The sequence below is a fragment of the Streptomyces ossamyceticus genome, from assembly GCF_001418475.1.
Lineage (GTDB): Bacteria > Actinomycetota > Actinomycetes > Streptomycetales > Streptomycetaceae > Streptomyces > Streptomyces ossamyceticus.
The window spans coordinates 1-14,902 of record NZ_LIQX01000246.1 but is presented as its reverse complement, the minus strand read 5'-3'; the positions used below and the strand labels follow the sequence as shown (position 1 = coordinate 14,902).

At 74.0% G+C, this 14,902-nt stretch carries 12 protein-coding genes and 1 pseudogene; 8 read left to right on the top strand and 5 right to left on the bottom strand.

Going from position 1 to position 14,902, the window contains the following annotated elements; translation table 11 throughout:
* Positions 1-2,749, top strand: a 2,749-nt coding sequence (locus AOK15_RS45675) for a S8 family serine peptidase (protein ID WP_055518455.1), incomplete at its 5' end; no start/stop codon positions are given.
* Between the two features lie 75 nt (positions 2,750-2,824).
* On the opposite strand, the gene AOK15_RS19230 is transcribed toward AOK15_RS45675, so the two are convergent.
* The gene (locus AOK15_RS19230) at positions 2,825-3,403 is read right to left on the bottom strand and encodes a TetR/AcrR family transcriptional regulator (protein WP_055518453.1); all 579 of its coding nucleotides are present in this window, start codon (positions 3,401-3,403) and stop codon (positions 2,825-2,827) included.
* 211 nt (positions 3,404-3,614) lie between these two features.
* Here AOK15_RS19230 and AOK15_RS19225 point away from each other — a divergent pair, with 211 nt between their 5' ends.
* The 7 genes from AOK15_RS19225 (at position 3,615) to AOK15_RS19195 (ending at position 11,236) form a co-directional block, all read left to right on the top strand.
* Positions 3,615-4,178, top strand: a complete 564-nt coding sequence (locus tag AOK15_RS19225) for a 2Fe-2S iron-sulfur cluster-binding protein (RefSeq protein WP_055518451.1) — start codon at positions 3,615-3,617, stop codon at positions 4,176-4,178.
* Positions 4,175-5,167 carry an FAD binding domain-containing protein gene (locus AOK15_RS19220; protein WP_055518449.1) on the top strand — a complete coding sequence of 331 codons (993 nt, stop codon included), beginning with the start codon at positions 4,175-4,177 and terminating at the stop codon, positions 5,165-5,167. The genes AOK15_RS19225 and AOK15_RS19220 overlap by 4 nt, the downstream gene beginning before the upstream one ends.
* Positions 5,164-7,284, top strand: coding sequence for a xanthine dehydrogenase family protein molybdopterin-binding subunit (locus AOK15_RS19215; RefSeq protein ID WP_055518446.1), 2,121 nt, complete (start codon positions 5,164-5,166; stop codon positions 7,282-7,284). The genes AOK15_RS19220 and AOK15_RS19215 overlap by 4 nt, the downstream gene beginning before the upstream one ends.
* A complete protein-coding gene (locus AOK15_RS19210) occupies positions 7,277-8,437 on the top strand; it encodes an XdhC family protein (RefSeq protein WP_055518444.1) in 1,161 nt (386 codons plus the stop codon). Before AOK15_RS19215 ends, AOK15_RS19210 begins: the two co-directional genes overlap by 8 nt.
* Positions 8,438-8,566: 129 nt before the next feature.
* Complete coding sequence (locus AOK15_RS46125) at positions 8,567-8,896, top strand: hypothetical protein (protein ID WP_055518442.1); 330 nt, start codon at positions 8,567-8,569, stop codon at positions 8,894-8,896.
* Positions 8,897-9,016: 120 nt separating this feature from the next.
* The gene (locus AOK15_RS19200) at positions 9,017-10,039 is read left to right on the top strand and encodes a peptidoglycan-binding domain-containing protein (RefSeq protein ID WP_055518440.1); all 1,023 of its coding nucleotides are present in this window, start codon (positions 9,017-9,019) and stop codon (positions 10,037-10,039) included.
* Positions 10,040-10,372: 333 nt separating this feature from the next.
* On the top strand, positions 10,373-11,236 hold the full coding sequence (locus AOK15_RS19195; protein WP_240508497.1) for a fructosamine kinase family protein: 864 nt from the start codon (positions 10,373-10,375) through the stop codon (positions 11,234-11,236).
* Between the two features lie 112 nt (positions 11,237-11,348).
* On the opposite strand, the gene AOK15_RS19190 is transcribed toward AOK15_RS19195, so the two are convergent.
* The 4 genes and pseudogenes from AOK15_RS19190 to AOK15_RS46975 form a co-directional block, all read right to left on the bottom strand.
* Positions 11,349-13,526 carry a TerD family protein gene (locus AOK15_RS19190; RefSeq protein ID WP_055518438.1) on the bottom strand — a complete coding sequence of 726 codons (2,178 nt, stop codon included), beginning with the start codon at positions 13,524-13,526 and terminating at the stop codon, positions 11,349-11,351.
* 383 nt (positions 13,527-13,909) lie between these two features.
* Entirely contained in the window at positions 13,910-14,251 is a 342-nt protein-coding gene (locus AOK15_RS19185; protein WP_055518458.1) for a glyoxalase superfamily protein, read from the bottom strand.
* A 51-nt stretch (positions 14,252-14,302) separates the two neighbouring features.
* Positions 14,303-14,656, bottom strand: a pseudogene (locus AOK15_RS46980) (TetR/AcrR family transcriptional regulator C-terminal domain-containing protein); the annotation flags it as partial.
* A gap of 2 nt (positions 14,657-14,658) precedes the next feature.
* On the bottom strand, positions 14,659-14,902 hold a 244-nt coding region (locus AOK15_RS46975; RefSeq protein WP_240508498.1), incomplete at both ends, for a TetR/AcrR family transcriptional regulator.

The window sequence follows — 14,902 nt, the reverse complement described above, 5'->3', positions numbered from 1 at the left end:
CGGCCACGGCACCCATGTCGCCGGGATCATCGCCGGGACGGGCGCCGCGTCCGACGGCCGGTACGCCGGTGTCGCGCCCGGCGCCGAGGTCCTGAGCGCCCGCGTGCTGTCCGGCCCCATCGGCTCGGTCTCCCATGTCATCGACGGCATGGAGTGGGCGGCCGACGAGGGCGTCGACATCGTCAACATGTCCCTCGGAGCGCGGGCGTTGAGCGACGGCACCGACCCCTGGTCGCTGGCCACCGAGGCTCTGCTGGAGCACGGTGTGCTGCCCGTGGTGGCGGCCGGCAACGACGGACCCCGCTCCTACACGGTCTCCCCGCCGGCCGCCGCCGAGGGCGCGCTGGCCGTGGGCGCGGCCGGCGGTGACGACGCCGTCGCGAGCTTCTCCAGCCGCGGCCCGCTCTTCGGCGACCACAGCGTCAAGCCCAACATCAAGGCCCCCGGTGTCGCCGTGACGGCGGCCCGCGCCAAGGACACCCCCATCGGCGACATCGACCCGCCGGGCCCCGAGGGGCCCGTCGACGACTCCTACACCCGGCTGTCCGGTACGTCCATGGCGTCGCCCGCCGTCGCCGGGGCCGCCGCCCTGGTGATGCAGGCCCACCCCGACTGGACACCCCGCCAGGTGGCCCTGGCGCTGGTGTCCAGCGCCCGGCCCACTGCCGGCGAGAGCGTCTACGACCAGGGCTCCGGACTGGTCGACGCCGAACGGGCGGTGGACCAGCGGGTCACCGCCACGTCGTCCGCGCTGGACTTCGGCCGGCTGTCCTGGCCGCGCGCCGCGGAGGACACCCGGCGCAAGGTGTCCTTCACCAACGACACCGCCGAGGACATCACCCTGGACCTCTCCCTCGACGTGAAGTCCACCCGAGGGAACCTGCCCACCGCTCTGCTCGCCCTGGCCGAGGACCAGGTGACCGTCCCCGCCCGGGGCACGGCCTCCGTGGCCGTCGAGTTCCACGACAACGGCATCCGCACGGGCGGCGCCCTCTCGGCCCTGCTGACCGCCGAGTCCGGCTCCACGGCCGTACGCGTCCCGGTCGGCCTAAGCCTCGAACCCGAGAGTCACCGGCTCACCCTCGACCTCCGCGACCATCTGGGCGAGGGCGCCGACGGCATCTCCCTCGTGGACGTCCTGCCCCTCGACCGGTCCCTGGAGCCGTTCGAGGAACCCCAACTCGCCACCCTCGCCTCGAAGATCACGGTCCGGGTCCCCGCGGGCACCTACGCCGTCTCGGCGTTCATCGGCCGCCACGAGGACGACTCGTACTGGTTCGACAGCGACATCGTGCTCGCCGGTGAGCCCCGCGTCCGTGTCGACAAGGCGACCGAACTGACGCTGGGCGGCACGGCGGCACGCAGACTCGCCCACAAGGTCGACGACCGCGAGGCCGAGAACATCTACCGCCAGGTCGGGGTCGCCCAACGGCAGGCGAAGGCCCCTTCGGGGGAGCGCGGCCCGCTCTCCCTCCACACCGACGTGCAGTTCAGGCACCGGGCTCCCGACTACTGGGCGGTGCCGTCGAGGACCCGCGCCAAGGGCAACCGGTACACGGCGTACTTTCGCGAGGACCTCGCCGAGGGCTATGTGTACGGAAAGGCCCCCGACGGCGCTCCCGGCGACGGCGAGTACTCCTACCCGACGGCCACCGGGCCCGTGTACTACCTCGCCGCCTCCCGCGAGGGCCGCGTCCCGGCCGACCTCACCGGACGGGTCAGGGACTCCCAGCTCGCGCGGACCACGGTGCGCTACCACGCCGCCGAGCAGACCGGTGACTTCGACGGGCCCTTCCCGCGGAAGTCGAAGCTGGCCACCGCCACCGTCAAGGGCGTCCCGGTCGGCGGGCGACGCGTCAACGTCCCCTCGCCCGGCACCCGTACCGAGTTCTTCACCGCGTCCAAGGACGTCGCCTGGGCGCAGGAGCTGCGGTGGAGCTGGCAGAACGCGGACAGCTTCGACCCGCTGGAGCATCGCGCGCTGCTCACCCGGCCCGAGGTCTTCCGGCCCGGCCCCCGCACCGAGCACTGGAACCGTCCGGCGGGCGCCCCCGCGCTCGCCCCCGACGGCCGCCAGCTCATTCGGACCGGGGACACCGTCACCGTGGACCTGCCTCTGGGCGGCGACTCCGACCCGCGGCACCTGTTCACCAGCGACGATCTGTACGCCACCTACTCCTACACCCTCAGCCGCGGCGGTGAGCAGCTCGCCAGGAGTCGCGACGGTGCCGAGGAGTCACCGCGGAACACCGCCCTCGCCGCCTGGGACGTGCCGGCGGACACCGGGACGTACACCCTCAGGGCCCACGCCGACCGCACCCAGTGGAACGCCGTGAGCACCGAGGTCGACGGCGTGTGGACGTTCCGCTCGGGGCGGACCGCCGCAGACACGACGGCCGCGCTGCCGCTGACCGGGGTGCGGTTCGCGCCGCCGGTCGACAAGTGGTCCCGTGTCGCGGACGGCCGTACGGCCGCTGTGCCGTTCACGCTCCAGCGGACCGGTGACCAGGCGCGGGGCCGGGTACGCGCGCTGACCGTCGAGGCGTCCTTCGACGGCGGTGCGACGTGGCGGCGGGTGCCGGTGGCGAAGAACCGGGCGCTGGTGGCGCATCCCTCGCTCGCCACGCTGCCCTCCGAGCACCTCGACCGCAACGGGCACGGCTCCGTCAGCCTCAGGGTCAAGGGCACCGACCGGGCGTCGACCTTCGCGATCACCGTGAAGAACGCGTACAAGCTCAAGAAGTCCTGACCGGTCGACCGCCGGAGGGCCGCCGCACCCAAGGGCGGCCGGCTCTCCGGCGGTCTCTCACCCTCCGGCGGTCTCTTACTGCTTCGGCGCCCCCGCGCGCAGGGCGTCCATGACGAGATCCATCAGACGACCGGCCCGGGCCTGCCAGTCCTCGCTCGGGCCGATCTGCCAGAGCCCCGCGATGGCGAGGAAGAAGTCGTCCGCGCTCACACCGGGCCGGATGGTGCCGGCTTCCTCGGCCGCGCGCAGCAGCACCTCGGCGGCCGCGAGCACCGGGGCGGGGCCGGGTCTTCCGGGGCTTCCCGGAGCGCCCGCGGCCTGCCGGATGGCGTCCGCGAGACCGACCTTGGTGAGGGCGAACCGGGCCAGACGGTCCATCCACTCCCGCAGCGCCCGGTCCGGCGCGTGGACCGCGAGCAACTCGGCCGCGCTGTCGGCGACCTGCTGCATCTCATGCCGGTAGAGCTCCAGGACGAGAGCCTCGCGGTTCGGGAAGTGGCGGTAGAACGTGCCCTGCCCGACGCCCGCCTTCTTGGCGATGGCGCTCAGCGGCGCGTCCGCGGACCGGGTCAGTTCCTCCAGGGCGACCGCCAGGATGCGCTCGCGGTTCCGCCGTGCGTCGGAGCGCAGAGGCGCGTCCTTCTCCTCTGTCACGCGTCCTCCTCACCGGCCTCTGACCGGAATCCGTCCTTGTTGATCCGGACATCTGTCCGTTAAGTTGTCCGGGTAGACGGACACCTGTCCGCTTGCTGCATCCTAGCGCTGCCCTCGCGCCGCGCGGCACCCTACCGCCCCTGTCCTCGCACCCCTCTGCCTGCCGGAGCCTCCCCCGGGCCCGCTCCGGATACGCGAAAGAAGGCTGTTCATGTCCTCAGCCCCCTCCTCGACGTACAGCGCCGTCACCCTGACCGTCAACGGCGAGAAGCACACGCTGACCGTCGACCACCGCACCACCCTGCTCGACGCCCTGCGCGAGCGCCTCGATCTGACCGGGACCAAGAAGGGCTGCGACCAGGGACAGTGCGGTGCCTGCACCGTCCTCGTCGACGGGCGCCGGAACGTCTCCTGCCTCCAGCTGGCCGTGGCGGCCGAGGGGCGGGAGATCACCACCGTCGAAGGTGTCGCCGAGGGCGACCGGCTGCACCCGGTGCAGGAGGCGTTCCTCGAACTGGACGGCTACCAGTGCGGTTACTGCACCCCCGGCCAGATCTGCTCCGCGATCGCGGTGATCGAGGAGCACGCGGCGGGCTGGCCCAGCGCCGCCACCGACGACGTACGGCCCGAAGCCGGTCCACCACCCCTCACACCGGAGGAGATCCGGGAGCGCATGAGCGGCAACCTCTGCCGCTGCGGCGCGTACGTGGCCATCGTGGAGGCCGTGGCCCGCGCCGCCGCCGACCGCTCGGCCGCCAAGGAGGTCGCCGCGTGAGGGAGTTCGACTACCGGCGCGCCCACGACGTCCCCGGCGCCCTCGCCCTGCTCGACGCCGAACCGGAGGCACGCTTCCTCGGCGGCGGCACCAACCTCGTCGACCTGATGAAGACCGGCGTGGAACGGCCCGCCCGTCTCGTCGACGTCCGCGACCTCCCGCTGGACCGCGTCGAGTCCACCTCCGACGGCGGGCTGCGGATCGGCGCGACCGTCACCAACAGCGACCTCGCCGCCCACCCCGAGGTCCGCCGCCGCTACCCCGCGCTGACGCAGGCCGTCCTCGCGGGCGCCTCCGGACAGCTGCGCAACATGGCCACCGTCGGCGGCAACCTGCTCCAGCGCACCCGCTGCGGCTACTTCGCCGACATCACCAAACCGTGCAACAAGCGGGTCCCCGGCAGCGGTTGCCCCGCCATCGAGGGCGAGCACCACAACCACGCCGTGCTGGGCGCCTCCGAGCACTGCGTGGCCACCCACCCCTCCGACATGGGCGTGGCCCTGGCTGCCTTCGACGCCGTCGTGTCCTACGAGACCCCGGACGGGCCGGGCACTCTGCCGTTCGCCGACTTCTACCTGCCGGTCGGCGACACCCCGCACCGGGAGACGGCCCTGCCGCCCGGCGCGCTGATCACCGGCGTCACCCTGCCGCCCACGCCCGTCGCCGCCCGCTCCCGCTACCGCAAGGTGCGTGAGCGCGCCTCGTACGCCTTCGCCATCGGCTCCATCGCCGCCGCCCTCGACGTCCAGGGCGGCGTCGTGCACGACGTGCGCCTGGCCTTCGGGGCCGTCGCCTCCCGGCCCTGGCGGGCCCGTACCGCCGAACGCGTCCTCATCGGCGCGACGGCCGACGCCGAGACCTTCGCCGCCGCCGCGGACGCCGAACTGGCCGCCGCCCGGCCCCTGCCCCACAACGCCTACAAGGTGACCCTGATGCGCAACCTCGTCGTGGCCGAACTGACCCGACTCACCGAGGAGGCCGCCCGATGACCACCGCCCCCACCGCACGCCAGGGCGCCGTGGGCACCGCCCACACCCGGGTCGAGGGCCGGGACAAGGTGACCGGGGCCGCCCGCTACGCCGCCGAGATCCCCTTCCCGGGGCTCGCCCACGGCTGGCTCGTGCTGTCCACCGTCGCCCGCGGCCGGATCCGCTCCCTCGACACCGCACCCGTGCTGGCGATGCCCGGCGTCCTGGCCGTCCTCCACCACGGCAACGCCCCACGCGTCGAGACCGACTACACCGGCCTCCTGGGCAAGCCGGACCCGACCACCGCCGTCTTCCAGCACGACCGGGTGCCCCATCTGGGCTGGCCGGTGGCGCTGGTCGTCGCCGAGACCTCCGAGCAGGCCAGGGAAGCCGCCGAGACGCTCGTCGTGCACTACGACCGGGAGCCGCACGACATCGCGTTCACCGCCGACCACCCGCGGGCCTACCCGGCGGCCGGCTACGGCCCGGCGGCGACGGAGAAGGGCGACCTGGAGGCCGAACTCGCCGCGTCCGCCGTCGTCGTGGACGCCGAGTACACCACCCCCGAAGAACACCACAACCCGATGGAGCCCCACGCGGCGACGGCCCGCTGGGAGGACGGCCGCCTGGAGGTCGTCGACTCCAACCAGGGCACCACGTGGGTCGCCGGGGAGCTCGCCAGCCTCTTCTCGCTCGACCCGTCCGCCGTGCGCGTGCGCTCCGAGCACGTCGGCGGCGGCTTCGGCAGCAAGGGCGTCCGCGCCCATCAAGTGGCCGCCGTCATGGCAGCGACCGTCCTCCAGCGCCCCGTCCGGGTCGCCATGACCCGCCGTCAGATGTTCTCCCTCGCCGGCTACCGCAGCCCCACCGCCCAGCGGATCAGGCTCGGCGCCGACGCGGACGGACGACTGCGTGCCCTGGAGCACCGCTCCCTGAACCTCACCTCGACGGTGCACGAGTTCATCGAGTCGAGCACCGCCCCGTCGCGTGTGATGTACGACGCCGACGCCCACCACACCGTCAACCGCGTCGTCCGCCTCGACGTGGGTACGCCGACCTGGATGCGCGCGCCGGGCGAGGCGCCGGGCTCGTTCGCGCTGGAGTCCGCGTTCGACGAACTCGCCGAGAAGCTCGGCGTCGACCCGATCGACCTGCGTCTGCGCAACGAGCCCGAGCGGGGTCCCGCGTCGGGCCTGCCCTTCGCCGGCCGCAACCTGTCCGCGTGCTTCCGCGAGGGCGCCCGCCGGTTCGGCTGGGCCGACCGTGACCCGCGGCCCGGTGTCCGCCGCGACGGACGCTGGCTGCTCGGCACCGGCACGGCGGCGGCCTCCTTCGCCGCGGGCGCCGGGCCCTCCACGGCGGCCGTCACGGCGGAGGCGGACGGCACCTTCACCGTGCGGATCAACGCGGCGGACATCGGCACCGGCGCCCGTACCGCGCTGACCTTGGTCGCCGCCGACGCGCTGGACGTCGCGCCGGACCGCGTCCGGGTGCGGATCGGCGACAGCGACTTCGGCCCGGCCATGATCGCCGGCGGCTCCACGGGCACCCGCTCCTGGTCCTGGGCGATCAACCTCGCCGCCGCCGAACTGCGGGAGCGGCTCACCCCCGGCGGCACCGTACCCCCCGAGGGCATCACCGTCCGCTCGGACACCACCGCCGCCCTCGGCGCCCTCGCGCAGAAGGAACGGCACTCCTACGGCGCCCAGTTCGCCGAGGTCGCCGTCGACCCCGCCACCGGAGAGGTCCGCGTGCGCCGCATGCTCGGCGTCTTCGCGGCCGGCCGTATCGTCAACCCGCTCACCGCGCGCGGCCAGTTCACCGGCGGCATGATCTGGGGCATCTCCATGGCCCTGCACGAGGAGGCGGTACGGGACCGGGCCACGGGCGGCCACTACGGCGCCGATCTCGCCGCCTACCACGTGGCCGCGCACGCCGATGTGCCCGCCGTCGAGGCGCACTGGGTCGACGACCACGACCCGGACGACCCCGTCGGGATCAAGGGCATCGGGGAGGTCGGCATCGTCGGCGCCGCCGCGGCCGTCGCCAACGCGGTCTGGCACGCGACCGGCGTACGCCACCGCCACCTGCCCATCCGGCCCGACCGGGTCCTCCTCGCGGGAGCCCCGGATGCTTGACCTCGCCGCCGAGCTGCACGAATGGGCCGAGCAGGGGCGGGACTTCGCGGTCGCCACCGTCGTCTCCGTCGGCGGCAGCGCGCCCCGGGGTCCCGGAGCCGCGCTCGCCGTCGACAGTGAGGGCACGGCCATCGGCTCGGTCTCCGGCGGGTGTGTGGAGGGCGCGGTGTACGAGCTGTGCCGGCAGGCCCTCGCGGACGGCGAGACGGTCCTCCAGCGGTTCGGGTACAGCGACGAGGACGCCTTCGCCGTCGGGCTGACCTGCGGCGGTGTGATCGACATCCTGGTCACGCCGGTCATCCGGGCCGCGGTGGACGCCCGGGTGTTCCGGTCGGCGCTCGCGGCCGTCGCCGGGGACGGAGCGGCCGCCTTCGCGCGGGTCGCCCGGGGCCCGGCCGAACTCCTCGGCAGGGCCCTGCTCGTACGGCCCGACGGCGGGTACGAGGGCGGGCTCGGCGGCCACCCCGAGCTGGACGCGACGGCCGTGGCCGAGGCGCGGGCGATGCTGGACGCCGGGCGCACCGGCACCGTCGACCTGTCACCGGACGGATCGCACTGCCCGGGCGGGGTCACCCTCCTCGTGGAGTCGTCCGTCCCGCCGCCCCGGATGATCGTGTTCGGCGCGATCGACTTCGCCTCGGCGCTGGTCCGCGTGGGCAAGTTCCTCGGCTACCACGTCACCGTGTGCGACGCCCGTCCCGTCTTCGCCACCAGGACCCGCTTCCCGGAGGCCGACGAGATCGTGGTGGACTGGCCGCACCGCTATCTCGGCCGCACCGGGACCGACGCGCGCACCGTCCTGTGCGTGCTGACGCACGACGCCAAGTTCGACGTGCCTCTGCTGAGGACGGCGCTGCGGATGCCGGTCGCGTACGTCGGCGCGATGGGCTCCCGGCGCACGCACGCCGACCGGGAACGCCGACTGCGCGAAGTGGGCCTGAGCGGGCGGGAGCTGGCCCGGCTCAGGTCCCCGATCGGGCTCGACCTGGGCGCCCGTACACCCGAGGAGACGGCCCTGTCCATCGCGGCGGAGATCGTCGCCACCCGACGCGGCGGCACGGGCGTACCGCTGACGGGATCGGGCACCCCCATCCACCGGGCGGCGGGGGAGCGGGAAACCGTGGCAGCGGCATGGGCGGTGGGGGCGGCCTGAGCGCAGGGGCGGCCCTGCGCCCGCACCGGTCGGGTGCCCACGCGGCACTGAGCAACTGAGTATCCGGGGCGCCGCGAATGAGTACGCGGTCAGGTGCCGGGCCGCCCCCACCGCTGGTGCACTGTCGTCATGAACACGCACACCTCGCGTCCGCGCCCCCTCCGGCACGTCACCGCCAAGGCCACCGCCACCGGTTCGGCCCTGGCCGTGGCACTGATCCCGCTGGTGGTCGGCGCGTTGGTGGCGCGGCAGCTCGGCGGGGACCCGATGGCCTCCGTCAACGCGCTCATCGCGGGAGGCGGTGAGCGGGCCAGGATCTCCCCGGATCAGCTGCCCGTCCTGCGGACCCTGCGCACGGCACCCCGCAGGACGGTCGGCCGGCTGACCCGCCGGCAACTCCTGAGCCGAAGCGGTGGCGCGCGCGAGGACGCGACGGCCGGTCACCTCACGTCGCGCTGAGCCGAGTTGGCCATTTTTCGATCTCCTGTGCGAGTTCTGGTTCGAGTTTCAAGCAAGTCTTAAAGATTTCGTGTAGAAGACTGTGAGAACTCCGGAAGACCGTTCGAAGTGAGTGCGCGCGTGAGTGAACCGACGACAGGCCCAGTCTGTCCCCAGTGCGGTACGCCCCGGGCGGCGGACGGCACCCCGGCCTGTTCCTGCGCCGAGCAGGCGTCCGAGGCTCACCGCGACTCCCGAACGGCACAGGCGGCGGCCGCCGAGGACTTCGACCCCGTACGGATACGGCCGTTCGTGAAGGTCGGCGACGCCCCCTCAGGCGCCCACGACACGGCCGACGCACCAGACCCGGCCGGCACACCCGACACAGCCGGCGCACCGTACACGCCCGGCGCACCCGGCTCCTCCGACGTCCACGACACCCCCGGCCTCCACGACCCCGCGTACCCGTCGGACGACCCCACGGAGGAACTGCCTGCCCATGGCGGGCACCCCGGGCCGCCCAGCGCCCCGGACGAGCGGCTCCCTGGCGGAACCGGCCATCACGAGGGCGGGCGGCGACGCCGGAGGGCGCTCGCGGTGGGTGCCGGAGCCGCCGCGGTGGCCGCCGTCGTGGCGGCGGGCCTCGTGAGCGGCCTCTTCTCGTACGACGCGCCCGCACGGGACGGCCTGGCGGACGACGTCCGGGCCCGGCTCCCGGAGGCGGCCTCCCAGGCATCCCAGGAGGACACGGCCTCGACGCCCACCTCGTCGGGCACGGCCTCACCGAGCCGGTCGACGGGCACCCCGAGCGCCTCCCCGGACGCGACCCCCGACGAGAGTTCGGCCGCCCCGAGCGGCTCCGGACGCCCGACCCGGACCCCGTCCAACAGCGACGCGACGCGCACATCGGGCCCCCAGCCGACCGGGAGCGCCGAGCAGAACCCCGTCCTGGGACTGGGCGACCGGGGCCCCGAGGTCACCGAACTCCAGCTCCGTCTGCGTCAGGTCGGCCTCTACAGCGGGGACGCCGACGGCGAGTACGACCGGGAGGTCGAGAGCGCCGTCCGCGGTTACCAGCTCACCCGCGTCGTCCTCGACGACGAGTCGGGCGTCTACGGCATGCCGACCCGCGTGGCGCTCGAGTCCGAGACCTCGGAGCCGTGATCCGCGCGTCCGGAGCGGCGGCGGTGAGCGGCGCGGGCGGCTGCGCGGCGCGCGTCGCAGGTCAAGACAGACGGGCGGGGCGGCCGGTCGGGCACCGCGTGAAAGGGGCGACTTCGGGTCCCCGGGAGGCGGAAACCATCGGCCGGGGCAGACGCGGCGCCGCCCCGCGCACTCGCGCTCCTCGGCCGCGTCCGGCCACGGGGCGCACGACACCCGCCTCACGCGAGGGGCCGCCACGGCACGGCATGGCGCGGGGATTTCACCCGGCCACGGCGCGGCCCGTACGGTTCCCGGGAACGCGGTCGGCCGTATGGGATCTGGAGGTGGTTCTCCGTGAGCTCTCATGACGCTCCGGGCGACCTGGCCGTACGGCTCACCGGCCGTGCGTCCGTCGGCGAGCGCCCGCTCTCCGGCGCCCTCACCGAGGTGACCCTCGACGACGGCCGGGTGGTGATCGTCAAGCGGGCCGACGGACCGGACGCGGCGCGGGCGGAGGCGGCCGGACTGCGCTGGCTGGCCGAGGCGGGCGCGGTCCCCGTGCCCGTGGTCCACGGCCAGGAGGGGGACCGCCTGGTGATCGACCGGATCCGGCAGGGCCCACCTGACGCCGCGGCGGCGACCCGTCTCGGGGAGTCCCTGGCCGCCCTGCACACCGCGGGAGCGCCCGCCTTCGGCGCCGCACCCCCCGGCGGCCCGGAGCACGCCTCCATCGGGCACGCCCCCCTGCAGAACGCCCCCGGCGCCGACTGGCCCGGCTGGTACGCCGAGTACCGGGTGTTGCCGTATCTGCGGCTCGCGGTTGACGACGGTACGATCCGCCCGGCGGAGGCCGCCGTGTTCGAGGAGGTCTGCGCGCGGCTGCCCGACCTCGCGGGCCCCGCCGAGCCGCCCGCCCGCCTGCACGGCGACCTGTGGAACGGCAACGTCCTCTGGGGCGCCGACGGCCGTGCCTGGCTCATCGACCCCGCCGCGCACGGCGGTCACCGCGAGACCGACCTCGCGATGCTCGCCCTCTTCGGCTGCCCCCACCTCGACCGGGTGCTCGACGGCTACCACCGGGCGACGCCCCTCGCCGTCGGCCGGCAGGACCGCGTCGGCCTCCACCAGCTCTTCCCTCTGCTGGTCCACACGGTGCTCTTCGGCCGCGGCTACGCCGAACAGGCCCTGGACGCGGCACGGGCGGCGCTCGCGCGGTGAACGCGGGCGCCGCCCGGGGCGACGTGAACGGCGAGGAAAGCGAAAGGACTCGTTTCAAGGAGGAATGGAGAAGGAAGCCCCTTCATGGCCTCGCCTTCGGCCACGCTAGCACTCAGCCCGGAATCAGGTCGCGCAGATTTTCGAGGGTGATGATCCGGGAGTCCGGGTGCAGTCCCTCGGGGCGTTCGAGGCCGATGTACGTGACCGGCTCGTCCGGGACGGACTCGCCGCCCCAGGACTCCACGGCCGTCGTGCCGTCGGCGTCCGTCATCAGGCCGACGAGGTACCGCACCGTGAGCTGCTCCCGCTCCATGACGGCCCGCACCACCCGCGACACCGACGCCTGGTTCTCCTCGACCCGGTTGCCCGACGAGACGCCCTTCAGGTACAGGTGCAGCCACTTCGCCCTCCACCGGCCGTCCGGCTCCCGCTCGAACGCCAACGGCAGCGCCACCCGGCCCGGCCCGCGCAGCTCCGACTTCATCCGCACGGTGCGCGGTTCGAACGGACGGCCCTTCTGAGCCGCGTCCCGCAGCATGAACCCGAAGAACGACTCCTCGGCCTCGTCGAACCCCTCACCCGCGTAGATGTTCACCTGCGGAACGACGAACGTACCGCGCACCCGGTCCAGGCCCAGGTCGATGAACTCCGAGGCCCCGTCCGGCGCCTCGGTGATGTCACCGGAGTGCTCGCCCCCGATCGTCTTGAGCGAGGTGTAGGAGAGCCAGCTGTCGGTGCTGTAGTCGGCGTTCAGGAGCAGTGCCGACAGGTCGTAGTCGGTCCGCCGCCCGCGCTCCTTCCAGTACACGAAGAAGCGCAGCAGCTCTCCGTCGACCACCGACGCGGAGCCCCGCGGCAGCACCCCGAGCCCGGCGGTCGTCGCCCGGCCGCTGAGCGGCAGCGCCACGTCCAGGACGTCCGGGTCGACCAATAGCCGGGCCGGCACCGGCAGGCGGTGCCGCAGCTCCGCGTCGAGGGCGGCGATCAGGCGCTCGCGGTCCACCGCCGGCACGGCCGGCCGCGCGTCGGCGGCGACCCAGGCCCGGCCCCGGCGGTTGACGAACACCCGGCGCTCGCCGGACTCCCGCTCCCGGTTGAGCAGATGCTCGCGCACCGCCAGCACGACCCGGCCCGACACCTGCGGCGCGACGTCCACGGCCGCGGCCACCACGGCGTCCCGCTCCTCCTGGTCGGCGGCGATCCGCAGCAGGTGGTCCAGGGCCCGGAACAGCTTGCCGGGTGCGGACCGCAGCAGGCCGACGGCGCCGGGGACATCGCCCTCACCGAGCAGTCGCTGCGCGCGGCTGTCGAGGGACAGTGCCTCCTTCTCGGCGCGGGCCACGGCGAACACCTCGGCGGCGTGCGGCCACCGCGGGTACTCGTGCGGGTGGAGGCGCTCACCGAGGCGCTTGAAGGGCTCGCGGTACGCGCGCACGTCGCAGAGCTTCGCGGGACTCTCCGCGACCACGGCGTCCAGGCCGGCGAGAAGCGCCCGGCGCACCGGACGCGGCAGCGTCCGGAACCGCGTCGGCTCCCGCAGCGTCACGTCACCGCCCGACAGGGCGCAGGCCAGCCGCAGCACATCGGTGACGGTGTCCAGGAGCAGGTCGGCGCCGACGGCGAGGCGGGCCTCGTTGACGACCGCGCGGTTCTCCCGGACCGGGATCGCCTCGGGCTGCGGACCGTTCGCGCACCGCTCCGCGAGGAGCTTCAGGTCGGCGAGGTGCTCCTCGCCCAGCGGTGTGGTGCTGCCCGCGAGCGCCAGGTAGAGGGCGGTGACCTCGTCGTCCAGGGTCTCGCCGAGGTGCAGGACCGTCAGCCGGTCACCGGCCGAGGCGATCAGTTCGTCCTGCACCGCGAGCATCTCCTCGTACGTGTGCTGGTAGCGGCCGTACGACGGCAGGCTGAGCAGGTTCAGCACCCCGTGCGCCAGCTGGGAGAGCACGCTGCCGCGCGCCTTGCGGTCGCGGAGCGCCTCGGCGACGCACCGCGTCCAGAACTCCTCGGTGTCCGGCACGTTCGCGGGGAAGTCGATGAAGTACGTGTTGTGCGCGACGTGGTCGCCCACCATCTCGCGCACCGTGCGCAGCGTGCGCGTGGCGGTGTGCACCACCGCGGCCCGCGACAGTCCCGACAGGTGCGCCAGCAGGTCGGCCGACAGCTTGAACCCCACCGACAGCAACGCGGCATCGAACTGCCGCGCGGCGGCGGCGCCGTCGCCCGCGGACCCCTCGGGGGCGGGCAGACGACGGGTGTGCCGGAGAACCACGGATGCGAGACGATTGGCCATTCCGGGATGATCGCAGAGGTGTACGAATCACCGCACAGGAGTTTTCCTGCCGCCCCGCGTCCGGTGCGTGAGTGACGCCCTTACGTACTTGAACCTCAGACCACGCGGCATGGTCCCGAACCGGGTGAACGCGGGCGGCGGACATGTCGCGTCGCTGATCGATGTTCACGGCCGACGCCGTGGGCCGGGCGGCGGCCTGCGAGGACGGGGTCCGCGCCGTCGAGTCACCCCCGCACGCGGCGAGCGCGCCCAGCAGCACCGCGCCCACGACAGCAACGGTGCGGACCACGGCAATCGGAGACATCCAGGAGAGCGAGCGCGCTGCGACCGGCGTCCCCCGGCTTCGAGGCGCGTGCCGTCGGAGGCGGGCGGTCCCGCGCCGGTCAGCGCGTCGGCGTGCCGATCCGCAACCGGTTGCCGTCCGGGTCGCGCAGTGCGATCTCGCGCGCCCACGGGGCCTGTTCCACCGGTACACCGAACGCGGAGGCGAGCGAGTCGACGTCGCGGACCCGCAGATGGACCAGGGTGTCGGGACGGGCGTCGCCCTCGTGCTCCGACAGGAACAGCCGTATGCCGCCCCGGGCGACCTCGACGAACGCGGGGAGCCCCGGTGCGAAGCGGTGCTCCCACTGCTGGGCGAAGCCCAGCCGCTCGTACCAGGCGACCGCGGCCGCGGCGTCCGCGACACGGAGAATGGGGATGACTTCCTCGTCGACCTCGTCCATGCGGCCCATGGTGGCAGCCCCCACTGACAACGCCGCCGGCCTCCGCCGTCGTCAGAGCGTCGCGTGTGTCTCCCGTCTGCGGCGCGCGTGGTCGAGGAAGCCCTCCAGGGCCAGCTCGAAGGCGGCGTCCGCGCGGTGGTCGCCGATCGCGTCGAGCGCCTCGGTCAGGCGCGGCGTGGCCGTCTCGTCGGCGATCTCCCACATGGCCTCCGGCGCGGCCAGATCCAGGGCCGAACCGAGGACGACGTTCTCCAGGGCGACCAGCACCGGCATCACGTCGGCGAGCGGGAAGCCCGCGTCGAGGAGCAGCGTGACGGCACGCTCGTACTGCTCCAGGACACGCGGGGCCCGCACCGGGGACGTCATGAGCAGCGGGATGGCCCGGGGGTGGGCGGCGAAGGCGGCNNGCCCAGGCCGCGAGGGCCTCGTCCCAGGGGCGCAGCTCCAGCGCGGAGACGTCGATGCCCTCGGCGACCCGCTCGCGCAGCAGTTCCACGATGCCGTCCCGGCCGTCCACATGGTGATACACGGAACCGGTCTGCACCCCGAGCCGCCGGGCGATCTGAGGGACGCTGAAATCGCCCTGCGCGTCGACGAGTTCGAGCGCGGTGGTGGTGATGCGCTCCCGGTCCAGCAGGGGTGTGCGCGGCC